At 60.5% G+C, this 24,329-nt stretch carries 16 protein-coding genes and 1 CRISPR repeat array; of the genes, 8 read left to right on the plus strand and 8 right to left on the minus strand.

Annotation, left to right across the window (positions count from 1 at the left end; all coding sequences use genetic code 11):
* The first annotated feature begins 342 nt into the window (after positions 1–342).
* Positions 343–3,492 carry a transglycosylase domain-containing protein gene (locus ABD806_RS05005; RefSeq protein ID WP_344955328.1) on the plus strand — a complete coding sequence of 1,050 codons (3,150 nt, stop codon included), beginning with the start codon at positions 343–345 and terminating at the stop codon, positions 3,490–3,492.
* A gap of 124 nt (positions 3,493–3,616) precedes the next feature.
* Here ABD806_RS05005 and ABD806_RS05010 read toward each other — a convergent pair whose 3' ends face one another.
* The 3 genes from ABD806_RS05010 to ABD806_RS05020 form a co-directional block, all read right to left on the minus strand.
* Positions 3,617–4,249 (minus strand): malonic semialdehyde reductase, encoded by a 633-nt coding sequence (locus ABD806_RS05010; protein ID WP_344955331.1) that lies wholly within the window; start codon positions 4,247–4,249, stop codon positions 3,617–3,619.
* Positions 4,250–4,330: 81 nt separating this feature from the next.
* Positions 4,331–4,666 carry a DUF4144 family protein gene (locus ABD806_RS05015; protein WP_344955333.1) on the minus strand — a complete coding sequence of 112 codons (336 nt, stop codon included), beginning with the start codon at positions 4,664–4,666 and terminating at the stop codon, positions 4,331–4,333.
* A gap of 54 nt (positions 4,667–4,720) precedes the next feature.
* The gene (locus tag ABD806_RS05020; protein ID WP_344955336.1) at positions 4,721–5,116 is read right to left on the minus strand and encodes a septal ring lytic transglycosylase RlpA family protein; all 396 of its coding nucleotides are present in this window, start codon (positions 5,114–5,116) and stop codon (positions 4,721–4,723) included.
* Positions 5,117–5,387: 271 nt separating this feature from the next.
* Here ABD806_RS05020 and cobT point away from each other — a divergent pair, with 271 nt between their 5' ends.
* The 4 genes from cobT (at position 5,388) to ABD806_RS05040 (ending at position 8,431) form a co-directional block, all read left to right on the plus strand.
* The gene (gene cobT, locus ABD806_RS05025; RefSeq protein WP_344955338.1) at positions 5,388–6,428 is read left to right on the plus strand and encodes a nicotinate-nucleotide--dimethylbenzimidazole phosphoribosyltransferase; all 1,041 of its coding nucleotides are present in this window, start codon (positions 5,388–5,390) and stop codon (positions 6,426–6,428) included.
* Complete coding sequence (gene cobS, locus ABD806_RS05030) at positions 6,422–7,207, plus strand: adenosylcobinamide-GDP ribazoletransferase (RefSeq protein WP_344955340.1); 786 nt, start codon at positions 6,422–6,424, stop codon at positions 7,205–7,207. The genes cobT and cobS overlap by 7 nt, the downstream gene beginning before the upstream one ends.
* Positions 7,208–7,218: 11 nt before the next feature.
* Positions 7,219–7,758: a histidine phosphatase family protein gene (locus ABD806_RS05035; protein WP_344955342.1), complete on the plus strand. Its 540-nt coding sequence runs from the start codon at positions 7,219–7,221 to the stop codon at positions 7,756–7,758.
* Between the two features lie 106 nt (positions 7,759–7,864).
* Positions 7,865–8,431 (plus strand): hypothetical protein, encoded by a 567-nt coding sequence (locus ABD806_RS05040; protein WP_344955344.1) that lies wholly within the window; start codon positions 7,865–7,867, stop codon positions 8,429–8,431.
* 28 nt (positions 8,432–8,459) lie between these two features.
* Here ABD806_RS05040 and ABD806_RS05045 read toward each other — a convergent pair whose 3' ends face one another.
* Positions 8,460–9,707, minus strand: coding sequence for a CynX/NimT family MFS transporter (locus tag ABD806_RS05045; RefSeq protein WP_344955346.1), 1,248 nt, complete (start codon positions 9,705–9,707; stop codon positions 8,460–8,462).
* 160 nt (positions 9,708–9,867) lie between these two features.
* On the opposite strand from ABD806_RS05045, the gene mobA reads away from it, so the two are divergent.
* Complete coding sequence (gene mobA / locus ABD806_RS05050) at positions 9,868–10,464, plus strand: molybdenum cofactor guanylyltransferase MobA (protein WP_344955348.1); 597 nt, start codon at positions 9,868–9,870, stop codon at positions 10,462–10,464.
* A 116-nt stretch (positions 10,465–10,580) separates the two neighbouring features.
* Here the strand turns inward: mobA and ABD806_RS05055 are convergent, their stop codons facing one another.
* Both ABD806_RS05055 and ABD806_RS05060 read right to left on the minus strand, forming a co-directional pair.
* Entirely contained in the window at positions 10,581–11,135 is a 555-nt protein-coding gene (locus ABD806_RS05055; protein ID WP_344955350.1) for an NAD(P)H nitroreductase, read from the minus strand.
* A gap of 80 nt (positions 11,136–11,215) precedes the next feature.
* On the minus strand, positions 11,216–13,225 hold the full coding sequence (locus ABD806_RS05060) for an FAD-dependent oxidoreductase (RefSeq protein WP_344955352.1): 2,010 nt from the start codon (positions 13,223–13,225) through the stop codon (positions 11,216–11,218).
* 166 nt (positions 13,226–13,391) lie between these two features.
* Between ABD806_RS05060 and sppA the strand changes: the two genes are divergently transcribed.
* The gene (gene sppA, locus ABD806_RS05065; RefSeq protein WP_344955354.1) at positions 13,392–15,230 is read left to right on the plus strand and encodes a signal peptide peptidase SppA; all 1,839 of its coding nucleotides are present in this window, start codon (positions 13,392–13,394) and stop codon (positions 15,228–15,230) included.
* Positions 15,231–15,276: 46 nt separating this feature from the next.
* The gene (ansA, locus tag ABD806_RS05070; protein ID WP_344955356.1) at positions 15,277–16,287 is read left to right on the plus strand and encodes an asparaginase; all 1,011 of its coding nucleotides are present in this window, start codon (positions 15,277–15,279) and stop codon (positions 16,285–16,287) included.
* Between the two features lie 149 nt (positions 16,288–16,436).
* On the opposite strand, the gene ABD806_RS05075 is transcribed toward ansA, so the two are convergent.
* Positions 16,437–16,685, minus strand: a complete 249-nt coding sequence (locus ABD806_RS05075; RefSeq protein ID WP_344955358.1) for a hypothetical protein — start codon at positions 16,683–16,685, stop codon at positions 16,437–16,439.
* A gap of 693 nt (positions 16,686–17,378) precedes the next feature.
* Positions 17,379–23,649: direct repeats of the CRISPR family, unit length 28 nt; unit sequence TTTCTGAGCTGCCTGTGCGGCAGCGAAC.
* A gap of 128 nt (positions 23,650–23,777) precedes the next feature.
* Positions 23,778–24,329, minus strand: coding sequence for a type I-F CRISPR-associated endoribonuclease Cas6/Csy4 (gene cas6f / locus ABD806_RS05080; RefSeq protein WP_344955360.1), 552 nt, complete (start codon positions 24,327–24,329; stop codon positions 23,778–23,780).

A 24,329-nucleotide genomic window follows, 5' to 3' on the forward strand; every position in this document is an offset into this window, starting at 1 on the left:
CGGAAATATCGAAAATGCAGGAGCATTTTTCGACCCTGGCGCAGAGGCTCTGCTTAGCGATACCCGGTCGCTGTCTCGAGTGACCTCCTATTCGGAACAGCGATTTAGTACAACAACGGTTATCGTGCAAGGCGTAATAAGTTAAAACAATCGCATTCACCGTGCCCATCACAAACTTTCATCGTCGCCCGCTACCAAAAAACTCAGCGATATCAGTATACTTGCCCTCCTCATCCCGCTGGCATACCGCCGCATAATATTTTTCAAAATGCCCCCTGATCCGTCGCCGTACGGCTACGCTTGGAATAGGTGGCTAATAATAATGGCACTGGGGGGTCTAACATGGGTGGCATGCAACAAACGGAGTCTACCGCTATCGCCTTCACCGAAGAAGAAATGGCCTCTGTCCGCCTGCCCAAACCGGTCAGGCGCAAGTCCCGAGGACGCCTGTTGATCTGGCTGGTGCTGTTTATGCTGCTAGCCGCCGCCGCGGTGTTCGTTGCCTATGAGATGCGTACTTCCCAATTGCAGGCCAGGCAGCTATCCCGCTATGCCAGCACCCTCACCTACAGGGTCGAGCCCGGCCCCAGCGACGCCATTCACTATCCAGGAGCGGGTCCCTTCGACAAACGCTTGGGCTACAGCACGCTGCCGGCCCTGCTCGAACGGCTGCAGCAACGCGACTTTATCATCGAGCAGCAGGTACAGTTTTCTCCCGCCCTGCTCGATTACTCCAGGCGTGGCTTTTTCACCCCCTATCAGGAAAAAACCCAGGCCGGGCTGGTGATCAACGACTGCCGCGCCGAGCCCATCTACCACCATAGTTACCCCCGGCGTCATTATGCTGACTTTACCGCCATACCGCCGCTGGTGTTGCAGGCCTTGTTGTTTGTCGAAAACAAGGACCTGCTCAGCAACGAATACGCCCAGGTCAATCCGGCGGTCGACTGGCCCCGTTTTGCCAAGGCGGCACTGTCCCAGGTCGGCAGGGCGCTGGACATACAGGATGACTCCGCCGGCGGCAGCACCCTGGCCACCCAGGTCGAAAAATATCGTCACTCCCCGAATGGGCTGACCGTTTCCCCCAAGGAAAAACTGCGGCAGATGATTTCCGCCAGTGTCCGCGCCTACCAGGATGGACCGGAAACCCTGGCCGCCCGTCAGGAAATTGCCCTGGCCTACCTGAATTCCGTGCCCCTGGCGGCCGCGCCCGGTTATGGTGAGATACACGGCATCGGCGATGGTCTCTGGGTCTGGTACGGTGCCGACTTCAACAGGATCAACCAGTTGCTGACGCCGGATTATGTGCAGACCCTCTCCCTGGATGAGCAGGGGCTGGCCTTGCGCCAGGTGCTGTCCCTGATGATTGCCCATCGCCGTCCGTCCTATTATCTGGTCCGCGGCCGGGAAGAGCTGGAGTCACTGACCGACAGCTATCTGCGCCTGCTGGCCCGGGACGGGCTGATCAGCCCGCCGCTGCGCGATGCGGCGCTGGCGCAACCGTTGAGCTTCCGGGATTTCCGGCAGGCGTCGGCGGTGATGCCCGTCGAGGGCAACAAGGGATTACAGGTTGCCCGCAGCCGCCTGGGCAAATTGCTGGGGTTGTCCATGTATGATCTCGACCGGCTCGATCTGTCGGCCAGTACCACCTTGCAGGACGAGCTGCAACAACAGGTCACCGACTATCTGCACCGGCTGGCCGATCCCGACTTTGCCCGGGAGATAGGCTTGTTTGGCGAGCGGCTGCTGTCGCCGGAAAAGACCCAGGAGGTCAATTACAGCTTTACCCTGTTTGAACGCGGCCCGCACAGCTTCCAGGTCCGAGTGCAGACAGACAACACCAATCAACCCTTTGATATCAATGAGGGCAGCAAGCTGGAGCTGGGTTCGACCGCCAAGTTGCGGGTGCTGACCACCTACCTGGAAATCATCGCCGAGCTGCACCAGCGCTATGCCCACCTCGGCAGGGAGGCCCTGCGCCAGGTCGAAGTCGACCGCCAGGATCTGCTCAGCCGCTGGGCCATCGATTATCTGCTGCGCAACCCGGACCCTGACCTGACCAGCATGCTGCAGGCCGCGCTCAACCGGCGCTATTCCGCCGGCACCGGCGAACGCTTCTTCACCGGCGGCGGCATACACACCTTCCATAACTTCCGCAAGGAAGACAATGGCCGCAACCCAACCCTGATGGAGGCACTTCGTGAGTCCATCAACCTGCCCTTTGTCCGCCTGATGCGGGACATAGTGCGCTACAGCATCCACCTGAACGAAAACCGCACCCAGCTGCTGGCCGACGACAAGGATCCCCGCCGCCGGGAATACCTGAGCCGCTTCGCCGATCGGGAAGGACGGGTGTTTTTACTGCGTTTCTGGCGTAAATATCAGGGCAAGGACGAACAGACCCGGCTGGACACCTTCTTCGACGGCCTGCGGGCCACCCCGACGCGCCTGTCGGCCGTGCACCGCTACCTGATGCCGGACGCGGATCCTGAGGCCTTCGCCGCCTTCCTGCACCAGCGGCTGCCCAATGAAAAGCTCACCGACAAACGCATTGCCGACCTGTATCACAGCTATGGTCCGGGCGCCTACAGCCTGCCCGACCAGGGCTATATCGCCCGCGTCCACCCGTTGGAGCTGTGGCTGCTCGGCTATTTACAGGATAATCCCCAGGCGACCTATAGTGACGCCGCCACCGCCAGCCAGGAGCAACGCCAGGAGGTGTATGGCTGGTTGTTCAAGACCCGGCACCGCAGCGCCCGCGACAACCGGATCCGCACCATGCTCGAAGTGGAAGCCTTCCTCGACATTCATCAACGCTGGCGGCGACTGGGGTTTCCCTTCGATCACCTGGTCCCCTCCCTGGCCACCGCCATCGGCAGTTCCGGTGACAGACCCGCCGCCCTGGCCGAGCTGATGGGCATCATCCTGAACGACGGGGTACGGCTGCCGACGGTACGTATCGACGGCCTGCATTTTGCCACAGGCACTCCCTACGAGACCCGGCTTGGCCGGGATCCCTCCCGCGGCCAGCGGGTCATGCCCGCCGAGGTAGCCGCCGCCCTGCGCAGCGCCCTGTCCGATGTGGTGGAAGGGGGCACGGCACGGCGCCTGCAGGGCAGCTTCAAGCTGGAAGACGGCACCCCCCTTACCCTGGGCGGCAAGACCGGGACCGGTGATAACCGTCTCGAAACCGTCAGCCGTTACGGCCAGGTGCTGTCTTCCCAGGCTCGCAACCGCACCGCCACCTTCGTGTTCTACCTGGGAGAAAACCATTTCGGCACCCTGACCGCCTATGTACCGGGCAGCCAGTCGGACAAGTTCCGCTTTACCTCGGCACTGCCGGTGCAGGTGCTGAAAGGCATGGAGCCGCTGCTGCGCCCCTACCTAACCCCGGGCCAGAACAGCCAGTGCCAGCCGCCAGGACTTATCGACACCCAGACGGTGGAGCATAACGGCCAGAAGACCCACCGGGAACAGCAGAGAGAGGGCTGAGCGGACGACCCCTGGTCTTTTGCAGATCCGAATGTATTCGGACAAAGTGGTGTACCCGAACGGATTCAGGGCCACCGGTGATCGCCGCCCCCGACTGGGCGGGCTGGTGCGCGCGCCCTGGACATCACAGCAGCTTGCAGGCCTCGTCGAAGCCCAGCCGCGGACCGCGGGGAAACAGCTGCGACGGATCGCCGTAGCCCAGGTTGCAGAGGAAATTGGTCTTGATATGGCTGTCCGGGAAGTATTCCTGCTGAAACTCATCCTGGCGGTCTTCTCGGGGGAAAAATTCGTGGTCGACCCTGGCCTGGTTGAAGCCGGACATGGGGCCGCAATCCAACCCCAGGGCTCGGGCAGCCAGCATCAGGTAGGCGCCTTGCAACGAGCTGTTGCGCCGGGCGGTGGCGGTGGCCAACTCGGGGGTGTCGGCAAACCAGGCACGCGCATCCGCATGGGGGAACAGCCTGGGCAATTGTTCATAGAACCTGCCGTCATAGCCCAGGATAACGGTGACCGGGGCCGCCATCGTCTTGTCCACATTGCCGGGCGCCAGCGCCGGCAGCAGCCGTTGCTTGGCCTCGGCCGTGCGCAGGAACAGGATGCGGGCGGGGCAACAGTTGGCACTGGTCGGCCCCCACTTCATCAGCTCATAGAGCCGATGCAGGGTGTCGTCGCTCACCGGCTTGTTGAGCCAGGCGTTATGGGTGCGGGCCTTGCTGAATAACTGATCCAAAGCCTGTTCGTCTAATGGCTGATGCATGCGCTTTCCTCCTGACGGCCTCCCTCACAGAGGCCAGCCTCAAGCATAGCAAAGCCCGCGCCTGGTCCGGCAGCGGCCGGCTCAGAGATCGCCGATCGATTCGACCAGGGCAATCGCCTCCGCTATGGTACGCGCGTTCAACTTGGCGACACAGCAGACACCGGACTGGGCGGCATGGCCCCTGAGCAGGGTGACCAGTTCCGCCAGTGTCGCAGACTGCCCGCTGGGCCGGGGAACCACCCTTTGCTGATCGTTTTTTACCAGGGCATAGATCTGGCCCTGGCCGTCGATCAAGCTGTCGCCCGCCTCCAGGCTGGCGGCATACAGCTCCGCATCCAGCTCCCATTCGGACTGACTGCCGATATAGCTCAGCTCGTCTTCCCCTGAATATTTGATAATCGCAGGCCAGGCAACCAAGGTATTCTCCCAACAAACCGCAGAGGTATCGTTATTAGTATTGACCCGGATAAGCTATTTAAGCTCGACAATCTCGACCGGCACCACCCCTGCCCGGGTCATACTGAGCTCTCTGGCGGCCTGCTCGGACAGATCGATGACCCGGCCCCGGCTGTAAGGACCGCGATCATTGATACGCACCACCACCGATTTGTGGTTGCGCAGGTTGGTCACCCGCACCCGGGTACCGAACGGCAGGGTGCGATGGGCGGCTGTGAGGGCGTGCTTATTAAATTTTTCACCGCTGGCGGTTTTCCGTCCGTGGTGCCGGCTGCCATAGAAGGAAGCCTTTCCTTCGGCCCGGTAACCACTCGTCTCGGGAGAAGCGGGATCAATGGGGCTGATGTTTTGAATGCTGCCACAGCCATGCAAGAAGGCGAGTGTGGCGAGCAACAGCAGGATTCGTCGCATGCAGAATTTCCTGAAAAAAGACACTGTTTCCGGTTAATGGGAGGCAGCATAGGCAAGCCGCCCCCCGGCGGCAAGCCCAACCCCGCCCAAGCCCGGTTTTGAGCAATATCGACGGTTTGGTACGAAAAAAGCCGACGCACAGCCGGCCAACGACCAGCGCCATTAAAATAACAAATTCGGCCCGGTTGGCCTCAATTGTGCACCTGGATGCTATGATTGGCGGCTTGCCCATTTACTCGAGAATGATATGCCCAGCGCCCGCGATGCCCTTGTGTTACCAGCCATACCCCCACTCGCCGATGCCGCCCTGGCCAGGCAGTTGCAGGAGGCTATCGACAACAAGACCAAGCCGCTCGGCGCCCTGGGCCGGCTGGAACAACTGGCCCTGCAACTGGGCCTGATCCAGCACACCCGGGCCCCACGCATAAGCCAGCCGCAAATCCGGGTATTCGCCGCCGACCATGGCCTGAGCAGGCATGGTGTATCGGCTTATCCCGGCGCGGTGACCGCACAGATGGTGCATAACTTCCTCAACCAGGGCGCGGCCATCAATGTGTTCGCCCGTCAGCATGGCATCGCCTTGCGGGTGGTTGATGCCGGTGTAGACGCCGAGTTTGCCGAGCATCCCCTATTGCTGAACCATAAAATCCGCCGGGGCAGCCGCGATGCCCTACATGAAGCCGCCATGACCCGCGACGAATGTATCCGGGCACTGCAGGCCGGCATGAGCGTCGTCGAACGGATGCCCGGCAACCTGCTGATCGTCGGTGACATGGGCATCGGCAATACCTCCGCCGCCAGCCTGTTGCTGGCCCGTCTGGGCGAGCTGCCGCTGTCGCTGTGCATCGGCCGGGGTACCGGCCTGGATGATGAGGGCTTGGCGCGTAAACAGGATATCCTCTGCCGGGTACTGGCTCGCCACCCGCAGGCACAGGCGCCCCTGGACACCCTCGCGGCCTTCGGTGGCCTGGAGATCGCCATGATGGCCGGCGCCCTGATCATGGCGGCCAGCCAGCGGCGTGTCCTGTTGATGGATGGATTTATCGCCGGCACCGCCCTGCTGGTGGCCGAGCGGCTGGCCCCCGGCGTGCGCGACTACGCCGTGTTTGCCCATCGCTCGGGAGAGCCCGGTCACCGGCAACTGCTGGCCCTGCTGAACGCCGAGCCCCTGCTTGATCTGGGCATGCGGCTGGGCGAAGGCAGCGCCGCCGCCCTGGCTTATCCCCTGCTGCTGTCGGCCGCCGCCTTCCTCGAGGAAATGGCCAGCTTCGACTCGGCCGGGATCAGCCGGCAGGAGCAGGCCCCATGCTGAAACACGAGGCCCGCCTACTGCTGGTTGCCGTGCAGTTTCTCACCCGCATCCCGGTACCGGCCCTGCCCGGCTACCATCCCGACTGGCTGCATCAGAGCAGCCGTCATTTTCCCGCCGTGGGACTGCTGGTCGGACTGTTGAGCGCCGCCGTGTACTGGGGCCTGGCACAACTGTATTCTCCCCTGGTCGCCGCCGTCGGCAGCACCGCCTTCAGCATTCGCCTGACCGGTGCCTTTCATGAAGACGGCCTGGCCGATACCTGTGATGGCCTGGGTGGGGGACTCACCCGAGAACAGGCACTGACCATCATGAAGGACTCGCGCCTGGGAACCTACGGCACCCTGGGACTGGTGCTGGCGCTGCTGCTGAAAGTCAGCCTGCTGGCCAGCCTGCCGCTCGAATGGGCAGTGCCGGCTCTGGTGATCGGTCACGGTGCTTCCCGACTGACCTGTATCAGCCTGATCGCCTGCCTGCCTTATGGCGGCAGCCTGGAGCATGCCAAGGCCAAGCCCATGGCGCAGCAGCTTACCCGGCAGCAGGGCCTGCTCGCCGCCCTGTGGGTGCTCATGCCGCTGGCGATACTGATCCCCACCCAGTCCCAGATACCCCCGGCCAGCTGGCTGCTGGCGGGGGTATTGGCCATGCTGGCCGGTCTCTACATGGCCAGGTTGCTGATGCGCCGCCTGGCGGGATATACCGGAGACGGCCTGGGCGCCACCCAGCAGCTCAGTGAGCTGGCCATCTATGCCGGCCTGGCCGGCGGACTCAACCTGGCCTAAGGAAGCGTAAAATGCGTTTATTCATCTGGCGCCATCCCAGGCCGATTAACGCCGCCGGTATCTGCCTGGGCCGCACCGATCTGGCGATCGATACGCGCAAGGCCCGCCGACTGGCCGGACGGATACAGCGCTTTGCCCATCGTCATCACTTGCCGAAAAAAATATATGTCAGCCCCCTGCAGCGTTCCCGGCTGGTGGGAGAAATACTGCACAGCCAGGGCTGGGAACTGGTGCGGGAACCGGCGCTGCTGGAGTTCGACTTTGGCAACTGGGATGGCCAGCCCTGGCACCATATCGGCAAACACGCCATGGACCTCTGGTGCGCCGATTTTGCCGAACACCATCCGGGCAAGGGTGAATCTTTGTCCGAGCTGTTTACCCGGGTCGAGCTATGGCTGTCTGGCCATCCGCACGGTACCAGGCTGGCGGTGGGCCATGCCGGCTGGATCAATGCCGCCATCATGCTCAGCCAGGGAAAACCCGTGCCCCGACAACCCGGGCACTGGCCGGCACCGGTCAACTACGGCCAATTGACCGAGCTCAGCCCATGAGGTTCATTGACAGCCTCCAGCCGCCCTGCTAAGACTAAAATGCTGCCTCAATCTAGCCTTGACCGCCCCGGTTAACGCAGGCAGCAATGGTAAGGAGCTAATAACAATGAACGGTTTGGTTCCGCTTCCGCGCGTTACCCTGGGCGTGATACTCGGTATGAGCTGCAGTTTCTCCCTCGCGGCAACCCCGGAAGAAAAAATTGCCAGCGCCATGAGCGCTGCGCCGCCCTCCGTCAGTGCCACCGCCACCATCCTCGACTGGCCGGCCGACATGGCCGCCGAGATGCCGACGCTGCGTCAGGGTACCAACGGCTGGACCTGCCTGCCGGATATGCCGGCCACACCCGGTAACGATCCCATGTGCCTGGATGCGCCCTGGCTGGACTGGTTGAATGCCTGGGTAAATAAAACGACGCCGGTCACCAAGGAGCTGGGGTTCGGCTATATGCTGCAGGGCGGTTCCCCCGAGAGCAATACCGACCCCTATGCCAGCGGACCCAGCGACAGCAACGAGTGGATCACCGAGCCGGTGCCCCACCTGATGATACTGGTGCCCGATGCCGCCATGCTGGAAGGACTGCCAACGGATCACAACAATGGCGGCCCCTGGGTGATGTGGCGGGATACCCCCTATGTGCACATCATGGCACCCATGCCGGCCTACCGGCCTTGATGGATGCCTCATAAAACCAGCCCCGGCCTCACCGGTTGGGGCTTTTCAATTTTTGCAGGGCCGACCCGGCTTTATCCTGATCGGGCACCACATTGATGGCCCTCGCCGCATGCCAGCCACAGCCGAACTGGATCAACTGCATCATCATCAACAGCAACAAGGCCAGCTGCCAGGTGCCGCTCAGATCCTTCAACATACCCAGCAGGAAGGGCCCCACCGCCGCCAGCAAATAACCGATGCTCTGCGCCATGGCCGACAAGGCCGTGGCCTGGGCGGTGTTGCTGGCGCGCAGCACAAAGAACGACAACGCTAGGCTCAGGGCCCCCCCTCCCCCCGCCCCAATCAACGAGGCCCACAGCCAAGGCGTCGCCGCCGCATCCCACCATAGCCCTCCCAGGCCGATCACGGACAACAGGAAGATGGCCACCGCCAGCGGCCGCTGGCTGCCCATCCGGGCCGCCAGGATAGGCACAAACAGGTTGAAGGGGATGCTGACCAGGTTGATCATGGCCGTGGCATTGCCGGCCTGTCCGGCATCCAGGCCGGTGTCGATCAGCATCTTGGGCAGCCAGGTGGCCATGGAGTAGAAAAAGAACGACTGCAGGCCCATATAGAAGGTAATGGACCAGGCCAGGCCATCACGCCACAGGCTGACCTTGACCGGGTTTTGCGGCCTGCCCACCCCTTTCGCCTTCAGCATCGGCAGCCAGAACAGCAGGCTGACCAGGGGAAATAAGGCCCACAGCACCATGGGGTAACGCCAGCTGCCAAAATGGTTCATCAGCGGGACCGCCAGATATACCCCCAGACCGGCCCCCAGGCTCAGGGTGACCGAATACAGGCCGGTCATCATCCCCATCTTGCGGGGGAAAAAGGCTTTCACCAGGCCGGGGATCAAGACGTTGAGCAGGGCAATGGCCAAGCCCAGCAACAGGGTGCCGGCAATCACCAGGGCATAGCTTTCCGTCACCCGCAATCCGGCCCCTATGCTGATCACCAGCAGACCGGAAATCGCCAGGAACTGAGGGGCACAGCGACGGGTCAGCCAGGGCACGCAGATGGACATGCCCCCGAAGCAGATCAACGGCAGTGTGGTGAGCATGCTGAAGCCACTGGAGCTGATCTGCAGGGCGTCACGGATCTCCTGAACCAAGGGCCCCACCACCACCAAGCCGCCACGCAGGTTGGCGGCCGCCAGCATCAACGCCATCACGGCCAGCAAGGCGAGCAGGGGACGACCGCTGAAAGGACCATCCGGATATTTTATTGTTGTCATTGAACTACCTTAAGTGCCGAGACCAAAGATTTTTTCGCCAATTATGTTGCCAAAGGATTAAGAGACAACAGGAAAAGACAGAAAAAACAAAATCGGGCTAAAGAAACCCACCTGTTAAAGGGTTAGTATTGAAGGGCAAGCTGCCAGCCACGGAATCACTATGCTAGACCCGAAAGACATTACCGCCGTTATCCTTGCCGGAGGAGAAGGCCGCCGCATGCAAGGTGCCGACAAAGGCCTGCTCTCCCTGTGGGGCAAGCCCCTGGCCCAGCATGTATTGGAGCGACTCAAGCCCCAGGTCGCCGCCGTACTGATCAACGCCAACCGCAACGTGCCCCGTTACCGGCAACTGGCCCATGTGATCCAGGATGAATGTTATGGTTTTGCCGGACCACTGGCCGGCTTTGAAGCCGGGCTGGCCCATGCACCCAGCGAATGGGTATTGTTCGTGCCCTGTGACAGCCCCCTGATCCCGCTGGATCTGGCATCCCGCCTGTGCCGCGCGGTGCAGCGCCACGACCAGATAGCGGTGGTCGACGACGGGCGGCGGATCCATGCCGCCACCGCCCTGCTGCACCAATCCTTGCTGCCTTCCCTGTGCAATTACCTCGATGGCGGCGATCGCAAGCTACAACTCTGGTATCAACGACACGAGCTGGTTCCGGTCGATTTCAGCGACGAAACCGAGGCTTTCTTTAATCTGAACACCCAGGAAGCACTGCAGCTACTGGAGCAAAGGGGTAAGTCCGGGGAATAGTGAGCCGGAATTGGGGATGGAACGCTGTGGGAGCGGCGACCTCGCCGCCTTGCTTCTCATCTTCTTGGCCCGGGGTCAGGCCTCCCACCAGGGTCAAGCCTGTCCCCAGTTGCGCACTATTCCCCGAAGTAACGCACAAACTGGGCGGGATCCCGCTCCGGCAGCTTGCGCACTTCCACCAGGGGGGTACCCAGATACAGGAAACCCACCAGCTGATCCTCGCCCGCCAGCCCGAGCTGCCGGTGAACAAACTGATCGAAAATAAACCAGCCGGAACGCCACATACCGTTGAACCCCTGAGCCTGGGCCGCCATCTGCATCGCCATCAGCGCGCAACCGGCGGACAGCTGCTGCTCCAGGGGCGGCACCTTGTCACTGGGTTTGACCTTGGCGGCCACGGCGATCACCAAGGGCGCCCGTAGTGGGGCCAGGCGGGCCTTCTCCACCTTATCTTCTGCATCACCGCGTTTTTGCGCGGCCTGGGCAAGGATCTGCCCGAGGGCATCGCGCTGCTCGCCGGCAAACACGATAAACTCCCAGGGCATCAGGCCGCCATGATCCGGCGCGCGCAGGCCGGCGTTGAATATGGCGTCAAGCGCCGGGCCCGCCGGTGCCGGCTCGGCCAGGCGGGGGCAAGAATGACGGTTCAGCAATAACTCAAGTGCGTCCATCGGGATCTCCTAACAACGATGGCGATACCTTAGCACAAGGCCAAATGAAAATAACCCTCATTCAGCTATTGCCCGCAGGGTCAGATCACCGCCGCCAGCTCGGCCCCCTGGCGGATAGCCCGCCTGGCGTCCAGCTCGACCGCCAGGTCGGCGCCGCCGATCAGATGCACCGGCAGGCCCCCGGCCGCCAACCCCGCCTGCAGTTGCCGCTCCGGCTCCTGGCCGGCGCAGATAATCACATTATCCACCGCCAGGCACAGCCGTTCGCCGTCTTTCTCTATATGCAGCCCCCGGTCATCTATCCGTTGATAAACCACCCCGCCCCACATGTTGACCCTATGCTGCCGGAGGCTGGCCTTGTGGATCCAACCGGTGGTCTTGCCCAGCGTCTTGCCCGGATTACCCGGCTTGCGCTGCAGCAGCCACAGCTCACGTCCGGACGCAACGGCCCCCCTTGCCATCAGGGCACCGGCCTTTTGATATTGGACGTCTATGCCCCATTGCACCAACCAGTCGGCCCGGGATTGCCCGGCCTCCGCCACCAGATATTCGGCCATATCAAAACCGATGCCGCCGGCGCCCACGATCGCCACCCGCTTGCCCACGGGGACGTGGCGGGCCAGCACATCCAGGTAACCGAGTACCTTGGGATGGTCGATGCCGGCAATCTCCGGGGTCCGGGGCCGGACGCCGGTGGCCAGTATCACGTCATCGAAGCCTTCGCCCAGCAACGCCGGGGTCGCCTCGGTGTTCAACCGCAGCCGCACCCCGGCCCGGACCAGGCGGTGATGGAAATAGCGCAGGGTCTCGTAAAACTCTTCCTTGCCCGGGATCTGCTTGGCGTAGTTGAACTGGCCGCCGATTTCGGCGGCGCGTTCGAACAGGGTCACCCTATGGCCCCGCTCGGCGGCATGGCAGGCAAAGCTCAGCCCCGCCGGCCCGGCGCCGACTACCGCCAGCCGCCTGGGTCGCGTGCCGGGCACGAAATTCAGCTCGGTTTCATAACAGGCGCGCGGATTGACCAGGCAACTGGCCCGCCGCCCCTCGAACACCTGATCCAGGCAGGCCTGGTTGCAGGCGATACAGGTGTTGATCAGCCGGCCCAGATCCGCCGCCGCCTTGTTGACGAAATCCGCATCCGCAAGCAAGGGCCGCGCCATGCACACCAGGTCCGCCTCGCCCTGCACCAGTATCTGTTCCGCCACCTCAGGGGTATTGATGCGGTTGGTGGCGATCAACGGCACTGTCAGGGAGGCGCGCACCCGGGCCGTTACCCAGCTGAAGGCGGCGCGCGGCACGCTGCTGGCGATGGTGGGTACCGGCGCTTCATGCCAGCCGATGCCGGTGTTGATCAGGTTGACGCCTTCCCGCTCCAGGGCCTGGCCCAGGGCGATCACTTCTTCCAGGGTGGAACCCTGCTCCACCAGGTCCAGCATCGACAGCCGGAAGATAATGATAAACTCCGGGCCCGTCGCCGACCGCACCGCCCGCACTATCTCCAGCGGAAAACGGATGCGGCGTTCGAAGCTGCCGCCCCAGGCGTCCTGCCGGTGGTTGGTGCGGGCACAGATAAACTGATTGAGCAGGTAGCCTTCCGAACCCATGATCTCCACCCCGTCATAACCGGCCCGCCGGGCCAAGTCGGCGGTATGGGCAAAATCCGCGATGCAGTCGTGGATCTGGCGTTCACTCATCACTCGCGGCTTGAAGGGACTGATGCGGGCCTGTTCGGCGGAGGGGGCCTGCAGAAACGGGTGGTAGGCATAACGACCGGCGTGCAGTATTTGCAGGGCGATCTTACCGCCTTCCCGATGCACCGCCTCCGTCACCAACCGGTGCCTGGCCAGCTGCCAGGGGAAACTGAGCTGGGCCGAATGCGCCATCAGCCGCCCCCGGAAATTGGGGGCGATGCCGCCGGTGATAATCAGCCCTACCCCGCCCCGGGCCCGCTCCCCATAAAAGGCGGCCAACTTTTCAAACCCGCCCGGCTCTTCTTCCAGGCCGGTGTGCATGGAGCCCATCAGCACTCGATTCTTCAACTGGGTAAAGCCCAAATCCAGGGGCGCCAGTAACTGGGGATAACGACTCATGCTCCCTCCGCCAAAAGTGAAAACGAATGACAGCTTCAGGCTAATGGATTAAAACACCTTTTTCAAACGATTGTTTACATGACGCCGGAGCTTCCACCATGGCATTGTGCCGCCGACAAGGCCATAATGTTTTGATTAACCAAATATTCTTAATTAGGGCGTCGTTATGTGGTCTGCCATTAAATGGTTTTTCCGCATCCTGGGTCGGGTGCTGAATGCCATTCGTATGTTGATTATCAACCTGCTTTTTCTGCTGGTGCTGGTGTTTGTTATCCTGATCTTCACCAGCAAGGAAGAAGCGGTGCCCCTGCCCGATCACGCGGCCCTGACCCTCTCCCTCACAGGCCCAATATTGGAGCAGGACGACATTCCCAACACCCGCCGGCTGATGCAGAAATGGCTGAGCGGCGATACCACACCGCCGCCGACCAGCCTGAGCCGGATAAAAGAGGCACTGGAGCTGGCCCGCAACGATCAGCGCATCGGCGCCGTGGTGCTGCGGCTGCAAAACATGACCGAGTCCAGCCTGACCAAACTGGACGAAGTCGGCGCCGCCCTCGAACACTTCAAGACCTCCGGCAAGCCGGTGTATGCCATCGCCGACTACTATACCCAGGGCCAGTTTTATCTGGCCGCCCATGCGGACGAGATCATGCTCAACCCAGCCGGTGCCGTGACCATCCAGGGCATGGGCGTCTATCGGCTGCACTACAAATCGGCCTTCGAGCGCTTTAACATCACCCCCCATGTGTTCCGGGTGGGCACCTATAAATCCTTCGTCGAACCCTACCTGCGGGACGACATGTCAAAGGAAAGCCGGGAAGATACGCTGCGCTGGCTCAACCAGCTGTGGCAACATTACCAGGAGCAGGTGGCCAAGTTGCGCAACATCCCCCATGACCATATCGCGCCCAGCAAGGAGCAGTTGCTGGCCCGTTTCCATGCGGTTGACGGCGACCCGGCCAGATATGCCGAATCCCTCAAGCTGGTCGACCGCCTCGCCAGCCGCACCGAAATGCTACAGACCGTGGCCGAAACCGTGGGCTGGGACAGCGAGCTGAATCACTACTCCAGCGTGGAAATCGACGCCTACCTGGCCCGCGCCAAAAAAACCCAGGACAGCGCCCCCGCCGTCGGTATCATCACCGCCAGCGGCGCCATCATGAGCGGCGAGCCCGCCAGTAATACCGTCAGCGACGAACACCTGAGCGAACTGATCAATGAAGCCCGGCTGGATGCGGACATCCATGCCCTGGTGCTGCGCATCGACAGCCCCGGCGGCAGCGCCTTCTCCGCCGAGCAGATCCGCACCGCCCTGCTGCAATTTAAAGACAGCGGCAAACCGCTGGTAGTGTCGATGGGCAGCACGGCCGCCTCCGGTGGCTACTGGATTGCCGCCGATGCCGACCGCATCTACGCCGCCCCCACCACCCTCACCGGCTCCATCGGCGTGTTCGGCCTGTTCCTCACCTTTGAAGAAGCCTTTGAGAAGCTGGGCCTGAATACCGATGGTGTGGGCACCACCGATTTCGTCGGCGGCGGCCTGACCACGGGCCTGCCCGAGCACACCAAGGAACTGATCCAGCTGGGCGTGGAACACACCTACAACCAGTTTGTCAGCCTGGTGGCCAAGGGCCGGAGCCTGAGCACGGAGCAGGTGGAAGCCGCCGCCCAGGGCCATGTGTGGACCGGCCGGGACGCCCAGCGCCTGGGCCTGGTGGATGAACTGGGTTACCTGGACGATGCCCTGCAAGGTGCCGCCACCCTGGCCGAACTGCCCAGCTACCGGGTCAAGCCGGTGCGCCTGGCGCCTTCCGCCAAGGACCTGCTGCTGGAAGAGCTGTTCCTCGACAGCCCGCTCAGCCTGGACGATGCCCTGGCCGCCTGGCTGCCGGCGTCCCTGCAATCGGCCGGCGACCGGCTCGAGCAGGAGCTGAGCATGATCAGCCAGCTGGACGACATCAAAGGCCAGTATGTGCTCTGCGTGGAATGCCAGGGCCTGTAAACATTGACCACGCGCCCGAGCGGGCGCGTCTGCAACGGAAACCCAGATGAGCAAAAAGGCTGTCTACATCGCCTATACCGGCGGCACCATCGGCATGCAGAAGTCCAGTAAGGGCTATGTACCGGTGGCCGGCTTTATGACCGACTGCCTGGCCCGCACCGCGGAGTTTCAGCGTCCGGAAATGCCCGACTACCATATCCACGAATACAGCCCGCTGATCGACTCCGCCGATATGTCACCGGCCGACTGGCAACGCATCGCCGACGACATCCGTGCCAACTACCAGCAATACGACGGCTTTGTGGTGCTGCACGGCACGGATACCATGGCCTTCACCGCCTCGGCGCTGTCTTTTATGCTGGAAGATCTGGAAAAACCGGTGATCGTCACCGGCTCCCAGATCCCCCTGGCCGAGCTGCGCTCCGACGGCAGGCCCAACCTGCTCAACGCCCTCTATATCGCCGCCCACTACCCCATCCACGAGGTGACGCTGTTCTTCAACAACCAGCTGTACCGGGGCAACCGGGCCAGCAAGGTCCACGCGGACGGCTTTAATGCCTTCGACTCCCCCAACTTCCCGCCCCTGCTCAATGCCGGCATTCATATCCAACTGCAGGCCGGCACCCTGGGCCAGGCCGAAGGCAAGGCCCTGCGGGTGAGCCCCATCACCCCCCAGCCCATCGGGGTGGTGACCCTGTATCCGGGCATTTCTGCCGAGGTGCTTGCCAATATCCTGCAACAGCCGGTGAAGGCCTTGATCCTGCTCTCCTTCGGGGTGGGCAACGCGCCGCAAAACGACGCCATGCTCGACCTGCTCAAACAGGCCTCCGCGCGGGGGGTGATCATCGTCAACCTGACCCAGTGCCTGCGCGGCACCGTGAACATGGAAGGCTACGCCACCGGTCACGCCCTGGCCCGCGCCGGGGTGATCTCCGGCTACGACATGACCACCGAGGCCGCCCTGACCAAGCTGCATTACCTGCTGAGCAAAAACCTGCCGGCGGAGGAAATTCGCCGGCTGATGGGCCAGAACCTGCGCGGCGAACTCAGCCGCTGACGGCGGCCGCTGGGGGAACGGCGGCTCCCCGCGATAGTGTGCCCGTATATCGGCCCGAGGTCGGGTCTCCCACTGGCCTGCCGTGAAGTGCCCAAAAACAACCCCACAGCCGATAGCTGTGGGGTTGTTTTGGTGTCTAACGTGAGCGCTTAAATATCCAGGATGGACTTGGCCTCGCCCAATGCCGCCATCGATTCATCATGTTTGCCGGCGTTATGCAGGGCCTCGCCCTCGGCGCGCAACTCGATCACTTTTTCCATATCCTCGGCGGAGAGCATGGGATTTTCCGCCAGCTTGGCGTCGATGGCCTGCATCTCATTAGGACAATTGTGAGCCAGGGCCGCCCCGCTGGCACCCAGCAGGGCCAGGCCAACAAAGGCAGATACTAACGTACGCATGGTAAACTCCTTCCACTATCAGACAGTAATTTCAGATTAGTGCAAGGACCCTCGCCGCGCCATCAGACACAATGGCCGAAATAATCAGGCATTTTTCAAGCACCGCTTGAAAGCCACTGGACCCGCCTTTACAGTGCCCGACCTAAAAAGACGCCGGGCAACTGATTGATTTTTAATATCCCCGGCCGAATAACAGCTCTGCGATCTGAACGCCCCTGATCCCTTTCTCCGCCCTGGCACGCCACTGATAATCGGCCCCTTGTCTCACCCGCTATTTGACGGACTCCCGCTGTCTCGCCAGAAACTGGCCTTTATCCAGGCCATTACCTTCCGATTTACGCCTTCCTGGCCATCGGTACCTGCCCATAGTGGCCCTGAAAAGCTCGAATCCGACCCCAGGGCCGAGGCCACAGTCATCTCCTCCACCGACAAGGGCAGAAGAAAACATCATTTACTATCCGGATTTAGTTGACCACTACGGCCTGAATCAACACCGGTCTTTTTTCATTCGAATTAATGTAAGTGAGAAAGAACCAACACCAAGCCAGATATACAGGTAGCAACAGTTAACTAAGACGTAACCAATACTGTCTATGTGGCAGTAAATGCCGGTTCCGACCTAATGCAGTACAATTTATAAGCTGCCTGTCCGGCAGCGGGGGCTATGCCAGCCTATTCATTGGCGATGATTGCTTTCTGAGCTGCCTGCGCGGCAGCTAGACCCGAACCGGCACCGTCGACGGTTTTCAGTTTTTTCTGAGCTGCCTGTGCGGCAGCGAACTTCCGCGCCGGTTCGGCCACGTTTCCCGCCCATTTCTGAGCTGCCTGTGCGGCAGCGAACTCAGGGTGGTGATCAGCTTGGGTCGGCGAAACTTTATGAGCTGCCTGCGCGGCAGCTAGGTCCCCCCAGGGGATGGAGGCGGTATCGGTGGATTTCTGAGCTGCCTGCGCGGCAGCTAGGCCGATGACGGTCGAGAAGTCGTCAGACGTTTTTTTCTGAGCTGCCTGCGCGGCAGCTAGGAGCAACCCTCCTTCCGATGCGGGATTCGATGATTTCTGAGCTGCCTGCGCGGCAGCTAGGTACGGCGGTAAATGCGGTATCGAGAGCGGCTTTTTCTGAGCTGCCTGTGCGGCAGCTAGGGAGGGCGAACACCACCTGATCGTCTGGCCGCATTTCTGAGCTGCCTGTGCGGCAGCTAGGACAATTATCTTCCAATCACTATTATCCACAGTTTTCTGAGCTGCCTGTGCGGCAGCTAGGAGCGGGCTGACTGCCTCGACCATGTTGCCCCTTTTCTGAGCTGCCTGTGCGGCAGCTAGGCTTTCGGCGCTCATTACACGGCTGTTCCGGCATTTCTGAGCTGCCTGTGCGGCAGCTAGGTTGGCGGCAGGGCCGGTATCACTCAGGGTGATTTTCTGAGCTGCCTGTGCGGCAGCGAACGCCACCGCCAAGCTGAAAGAGGTATCCGATCATTTCTGAGCTGCCTGTGCGGCAGCGAACGATATGGGGCAGGCTCTACACTGCCTTCTGCTTTTCTGAGCTGCCTGTGCGGCAGCGAACAATGTATTCCGATGGGTACAAGGAGCATTTCGGTTTCTGAGCTGCCTGTGCGGCAGCGAACACGGATTTCACTGCAATGGATTTGATTTTCATGTTTCTGAGCTGCCTGTGCGGCAGCGAACTTCTTTACTCCGTGTCAGCGGTAACCCTTCTCTTTCTGAGCTGCCTGTGCGGCAGCGAACGAAATCGAAGGCACGGAACGCCGTCACCTCCGTTTCTGAGCTGCCTGTGCGGCAGCGAACCTGGGCGCTGGCTTGGGCTTCACGTCCCTGCTTTTCTGAGCTGCCTGTGCGGCAGCGAACATCAGTAGGGTGCCGGCGGCCTCCCAGCCGATTTTCTGAGCTGCCTGTGCGGCAGCGAACGTGGTGCGCGCGCCGGCGCTGGTGCCGCCCGATTTCTGAGCTGCCTGTGCGGCAGCGAACTGGTTGAGGTAGGCGGCCACGTCCGCCTTGCTTTTCTGAGCTGCCTGTGCGGCAGCGAACCGTATGACGGCGCTTGTACGTGGTCGCGTGCATTTCTGAGCTGCCTGTGCGGCAGCGAACGTCACCGTGACCAACGCCGCCACCCGCGAACATTTCTGAGCTGCCTGTGCGGCAGCGAACTGAGCAGGCGGAGTAATCCGCCTTTTTTGGATTTTCTGAGCTGCCTGTGCGGCAGCGAACGAGTAATTCTGAGCGTTCTTCGCCTTGATGATTTTCTGAGCTGCCTGTGCGGCAGCGAACTATCAACCGTGGGCACTAACGTCCTGCTGACTTTTCTGAGCTGCCTGTGCGGCAGCGAACGCGTTGCCGTTGCCGTCGCCCACCGCCATCTGTTTCTGAGCTGCCTGTGCGGCAGCGAACTTTCAGCCCTGCCAGCGGAGTGCCGGTTGGCATTTCTGAGCTGCCTGTGCGGCAGCGAACGACGGCACCGTGATCAACCTGGTCAACAACGTTTTCTGAGCTGCCTGTGCGGCAGCGAACTGGGCGGACATGCGCAGATCGCGGACGTCTGATTTCTGAGCTGCCTGTGCGGCAGCGAACTACCAGCGTACAGCATATCCGTTGTCGTGGATTTTCTGAGCTGCCTGTGCGGCAGCGAACATTTTAGACAGCAACACCGAAAAGCGCACTACTTTCTGAGCTGCCTGTGCGGCAGCGAACGTGTTGAGATCCTGCCTGAACTGTCACTGGAATTTCTGAGCTGCCTGTGCGGCAGCGAACTCAACGGGGAACAATATTTCCCCTGTCCAGGCTTTCTGAGCTGCCTGTGCGGCAGCGAACTGGGTTGAAACTGCATGTCTGCCACACCACTTTTTCTGAGCTGCCTGTGCGGCAGCGAACTACAAGATGGAGCGAGACACCATCACCATCAATTTCTGAGCTGCCTGTGCGGCAGCGAACTTTCCAACGAACAAGGCCAAAGCTCGGGGTGTTTTCTGAGCTGCCTGTGCGGCAGCGAACCTATAAATAACCCATTCTTGACGGCTTCCGCTTTTCTGAGCTGCCTGTGCGGCAGCGAACAACGAGGATGCGCTGATTTTCGTTTGCGAGATTTTCTGAGCTGCCTGTGCGGCAGCGAACTACACGATGGAGAGAGATACCATCATCATCAATTTCTGAGCTGCCTGTGCGGCAGCGAACGGTTCGACTCGTGGCATGTGTACCTTGCGACATTTCTGAGCTGCCTGTGCGGCAGCGAACCTAGAATGCGGCCGGCGTTACCAGTTTTTACCTTTCTGAGCTGCCTGTGCGGCAGCGAACATGTTCATGCTCCCTAACGCTTTGCTCTAACTTTTCTGAGCTGCCTGTGCGGCAGCGAACGCCGACAACCGCCCATGGCGCGGACGCACCAATTTCTGAGCTGCCTGTGCGGCAGCGAACATGAACATCAGAACAGCCATCCGCCGCCAAGTTTTCTGAGCTGCCTGTGCGGCAGCGAACAAATAGGTGGCTCAAAACTGGCGCCTTCTGTGTTTCTGAGCTGCCTGTGCGGCAGCGAACGCTCTATATCCATCGGCACCAATGGCAATGGTTTTCTGAGCTGCCTGTGCGGCAGCGAACTTCCTTATTTTGAGGAGTTTGATGAATCCAAATTTCTGAGCTGCCTGTGCGGCAGCGAACCGGGTGATCCAGCTCGGCAAGCCCGACAGCGTTTTCTGAGCTGCCTGTGCGGCAGCGAACTGTGCAAGCATGCTATCCATGCGCCGCAGTGCTTTCTGAGCTGCCTGTGCGGCAGCGAACGATTTAACTCAGCGCATTACGCGACGGAGGTATTTCTGAGCTGCCTGTGCGGCAGCGAACAGTTATAACAACATTGCCGAACAGCTCGAACGTTTCTGAGCTGCCTGTGCGGCAGCGAACACGAAACCAAACGGGCCGAGAAACCCCGCTTTTTTCTGAGCTGCCTGTGCGGCAGCGAACCAGGTCCGCCCCGCTCAGGTTCGCCCCGCGCATTTCTGAGCTGCCTGTGCGGCAGCGAACACGGCGGCCACGCTGACCGTTGGTGAGCTACTGTTTCTGAGCTGCCTGTGCGGCAGCGAACCTTGCCAACTGTGGGCGCTAATCTAACAGCCATTTCTGAGCTGCCTGTGCGGCAGCGAACTGCCCTGGCGGCACATTCAGTTATCGAAGCGTTTTCTGAGCTGCCTGTGCGGCAGCGAACGCTAACCAGTGTCGGGCTATTGGCGAACACAATTTCTGAGCTGCCTGTGCGGCAGCGAACTTCAGCCGGTATTCATTGGCGATAGCCAGGAATTTCTGAGCTGCCTGTGCGGCAGCGAACGTTTTCGTTGTGGTCCCTGGACCTATCGTAGTTTTCTGAGCTGCCTGTGCGGCAGCGAACTTCTCTGCCCGCTTTAACCAGTGCCTGGCAATTTTCTGAGCTGCCTGTGCGGCAGCGAACTTATCACCCACCGGTGCCTGTCTGTGTGTGTCTTTCTGAGCTGCCTGTGCGGCAGCGAACTGCTCGTATCCAACTCCAACCGATGTGTTGCCTTTCTGAGCTGCCTGTGCGGCAGCGAACCAGAATTGCCAGCGCACCCAACGGTTTGTATTTTTCTGAGCTGCCTGTGCGGCAGCGAACGACCCCCTGGCACTGGATGCCGATCATCTTGTTTTCTGAGCTGCCTGTGCGGCAGCGAACACACAAATAGGCCAGGCAGCTGCCGCTGGCCATTTCTGAGCTGCCTGTGCGGCAGCGAACAATGCTTTGACTCTGTCCGGGCTCTTACCAATTTTCTGAGCTGCCTGTGCGGCAGCGAACTACTGGTCGTCTTGTTCCTGACTCCAGACGGCTTTCTGAGCTGCCTGTGCGGCAGCGAACAGGAAGACGACGATGAAATCATTGTTACCGTGTTTCTGAGCTGCCTGTGCGGCAGCGAACTTTACGAGTGATTGAGGCAGGCGCACGGTAATTTTCTGAGCTGCCTGTGCGGCAGCGAACCAGATGGTAAGCGCGTCGCCATGATCGGCGATTTTCTGAGCTGCCTGTGCGGCAGCGAACGTGGTGCGCTTGACTACCAGAGTGCCCTGGTTTTTCTGAGCTGCCTGTGCGGCAGCGAACGAAATGGCCGACGCCATGCTTAAGGCGAGGGATTTCTGAGCTGCCTGTGCGGCAGCGAACTGTCCTCCCGGCAAAGCCCGGTGAACCAGTGGTTTCTGAGCTGCCTGTGCGGCAGCGAACAACCCCCCCCCGGTCCACAGACAGGTTTTTTTTTTCTGAGCTGCCTGTGCGGCAGCGAACAGGTGGCCGAACGCAACGCGGCCAAACAAGCCTTTCTGAGCTGCCTGTGCGGCAGCGAACCCAACCCTGATAAATCAGCACATCCGCAAACTTTTCTGAGCTGCCTGTGCGGCAGCGAACTGGAGAAGGAGAAGCGGCTTAAAATCCTGGTATTTCTGAGCTGCCTGTGCGGCAGCGAACAACGCCGAGCCGGCGCTGATGATGGTGGAAACTTTCTGAGCTGCCTGTGCGGCAGCGAACGTCACGGTGTTTGATGCCGAGCTGAACAAAGATTTCTGAGCTGCCTGTGCGGCAGCGAACGAAACCCTAGCGGCATGAAATCGTCACTTACTTTTCTGAGCTGCCTGTGCGGCAGCGAACATCGCCATGGTCACGGCTAAAGCCCTGGTGCGTTTCTGAGCTGCCTGTGCGGCAGCGAACGAGGCCGTCCAGGTCATCGATGCTCAGGCCCATTTCTGAGCTGCCTGTGCGGCAGCGAACTGGCACGCCGTGCATCTGTACCGCCGCCAGGATTTCTGAGCTGCCTGTGCGGCAGCGAACCGGTAACGTCCATAGTGTTTCTCTCTCTATTTTTTCTGAGCTGCCTGTGCGGCAGCGAACGTCGATAGTCCGTATTACACATACAAGCTGGATTTCTGAGCTGCCTGTGCGGCAGCGAACTCAGGGGGTCCATGTCCCCAGACCGACCAGACTTTCTGAGCTGCCTGTGCGGCAGCGAACCTATCAAGGGCACTGGTATAATCGACAGGGACTTTCTGAGCTGCCTGTGCGGCAGCGAACAAAAGTTGCGATTGGCTCAGCAAGACTGGCAATTTCTGAGCTGCCTGTGCGGCAGCGAACAGGAACGAGCCGTGACGCTACTGGAAGCTGCTTTTCTGAGCTGCCTGTGCGGCAGCGAACTGGCCGCACAGGCGAGCCCCTGCGGCTGTCCATTTCTGAGCTGCCTGTGCGGCAGCGAACTCATCGGCATCGCCGGTCTCGCGCACATATATTTTCTGAGCTGCCTGTGCGGCAGCGAACGAGCTGAGCCGCCAGGACTTGGTATTCCTGGATTTCTGAGCTGCCTGTGCGGCAGCGAACCACGAGGGCTGGACCGTGGGGGTACTGACCGATTTCTGAGCTGCCTGTGCGGCAGCGAACTTAGGGATAAGGATCAGCCCTGCATAAGCTGCTTTCTGAGCTGCCTGTGCGGCAGCGAACTGGGTAGTGCTAGCTATACAAGTAGCAGTTATTTTCTGAGCTGCCTGTGCGGCAGCGAACTGTCCTTTGCCCAGCAACGCTCCGCAAGCAGTTTTCTGAGCTGCCTGTGCGGCAGCGAACAGCAAGGCCGAGGTTATAAGGGTTTCGTTGATTTTCTGAGCTGCCTGTGCGGCAGCGAACTTTTCGTCGTCACCAATCCATGTGCCAGTTGTTTTCTGAGCTGCCTGTGCGGCAGCGAACTCGGCACCAACCTGTCCGCAGAGCGTGCCCTTTTTCTGAGCTGCCTGTGCGGCAGCGAACATGACGCTCTTTCCGGTGTCCGATCCGATAACTTTCTGAGCTGCCTGTGCGGCAGCGAACGTTGTTACCGATTGCGCCACCTCTTCCGGCCCTTTCTGAGCTGCCTGTGCGGCAGCGAACAAATTTCACCTATTCCATTGCGCACGATTTGCTTTCTGAGCTGCCTGTGCGGCAGCGAACAGTCGTACTTTAGTTATAACTTACTGATTGTTAAAGATAATATTTATTTTTATCCAAAACCCTTCTTTAAACACATAAAGATAACCCATTGATTAACAATGGCTTATCTCATGACCTAAATAAAAGGTTCAGAACCAGGGAATAGTCGCGGTACGGCTTAGACCGTAAGCACTAAAAACACCATCGCTTGGCTTATCCAACAGAGGGCCGTGTTCGATATAGACCCGCAACCTATTGCCATTGGAAAGACTGCGCAGTTGCACAAAGGGCAGGGTCAAACGTTTTTGCTGTCCTTCCGGTATCTGCTGCCAAGCCTCTGCTTCACTTAACCAACCTTTGGCTATTGAACGTTTGCGTTTGTTATGAGCGCTTTTTGCTTGTACACGGCTGACGGTGCGGTACTGAACCAGCTCAGGCACCGCTTGCAAAGCTGTACTCTGGGTATAATCCTTCAGCCCCTGCAGCCAGTTATCTGTCAGCAACACCTCAAGATCATGCCTGGAGCCATGTAATCGCAGCACATCACCCAGACGTTTTTCAAACCGAGGGAAACTAACACCTACTTTGCCCTGCGTCTTTTGCCCCAACTGCCGATGCAGTTTGGCAAAAACAGCATTAAGCAAATCACTCTGGCTGAATTCCGGATCCGGCAGCACCCTGATATCAAGGTAATGGTCCAT

Source organism: Zobellella aerophila, assembly GCF_039539325.1.
In the GTDB taxonomy this organism is placed as follows: Bacteria; Pseudomonadota; Gammaproteobacteria; order Enterobacterales; family Aeromonadaceae; genus Oceanimonas; species Oceanimonas aerophila.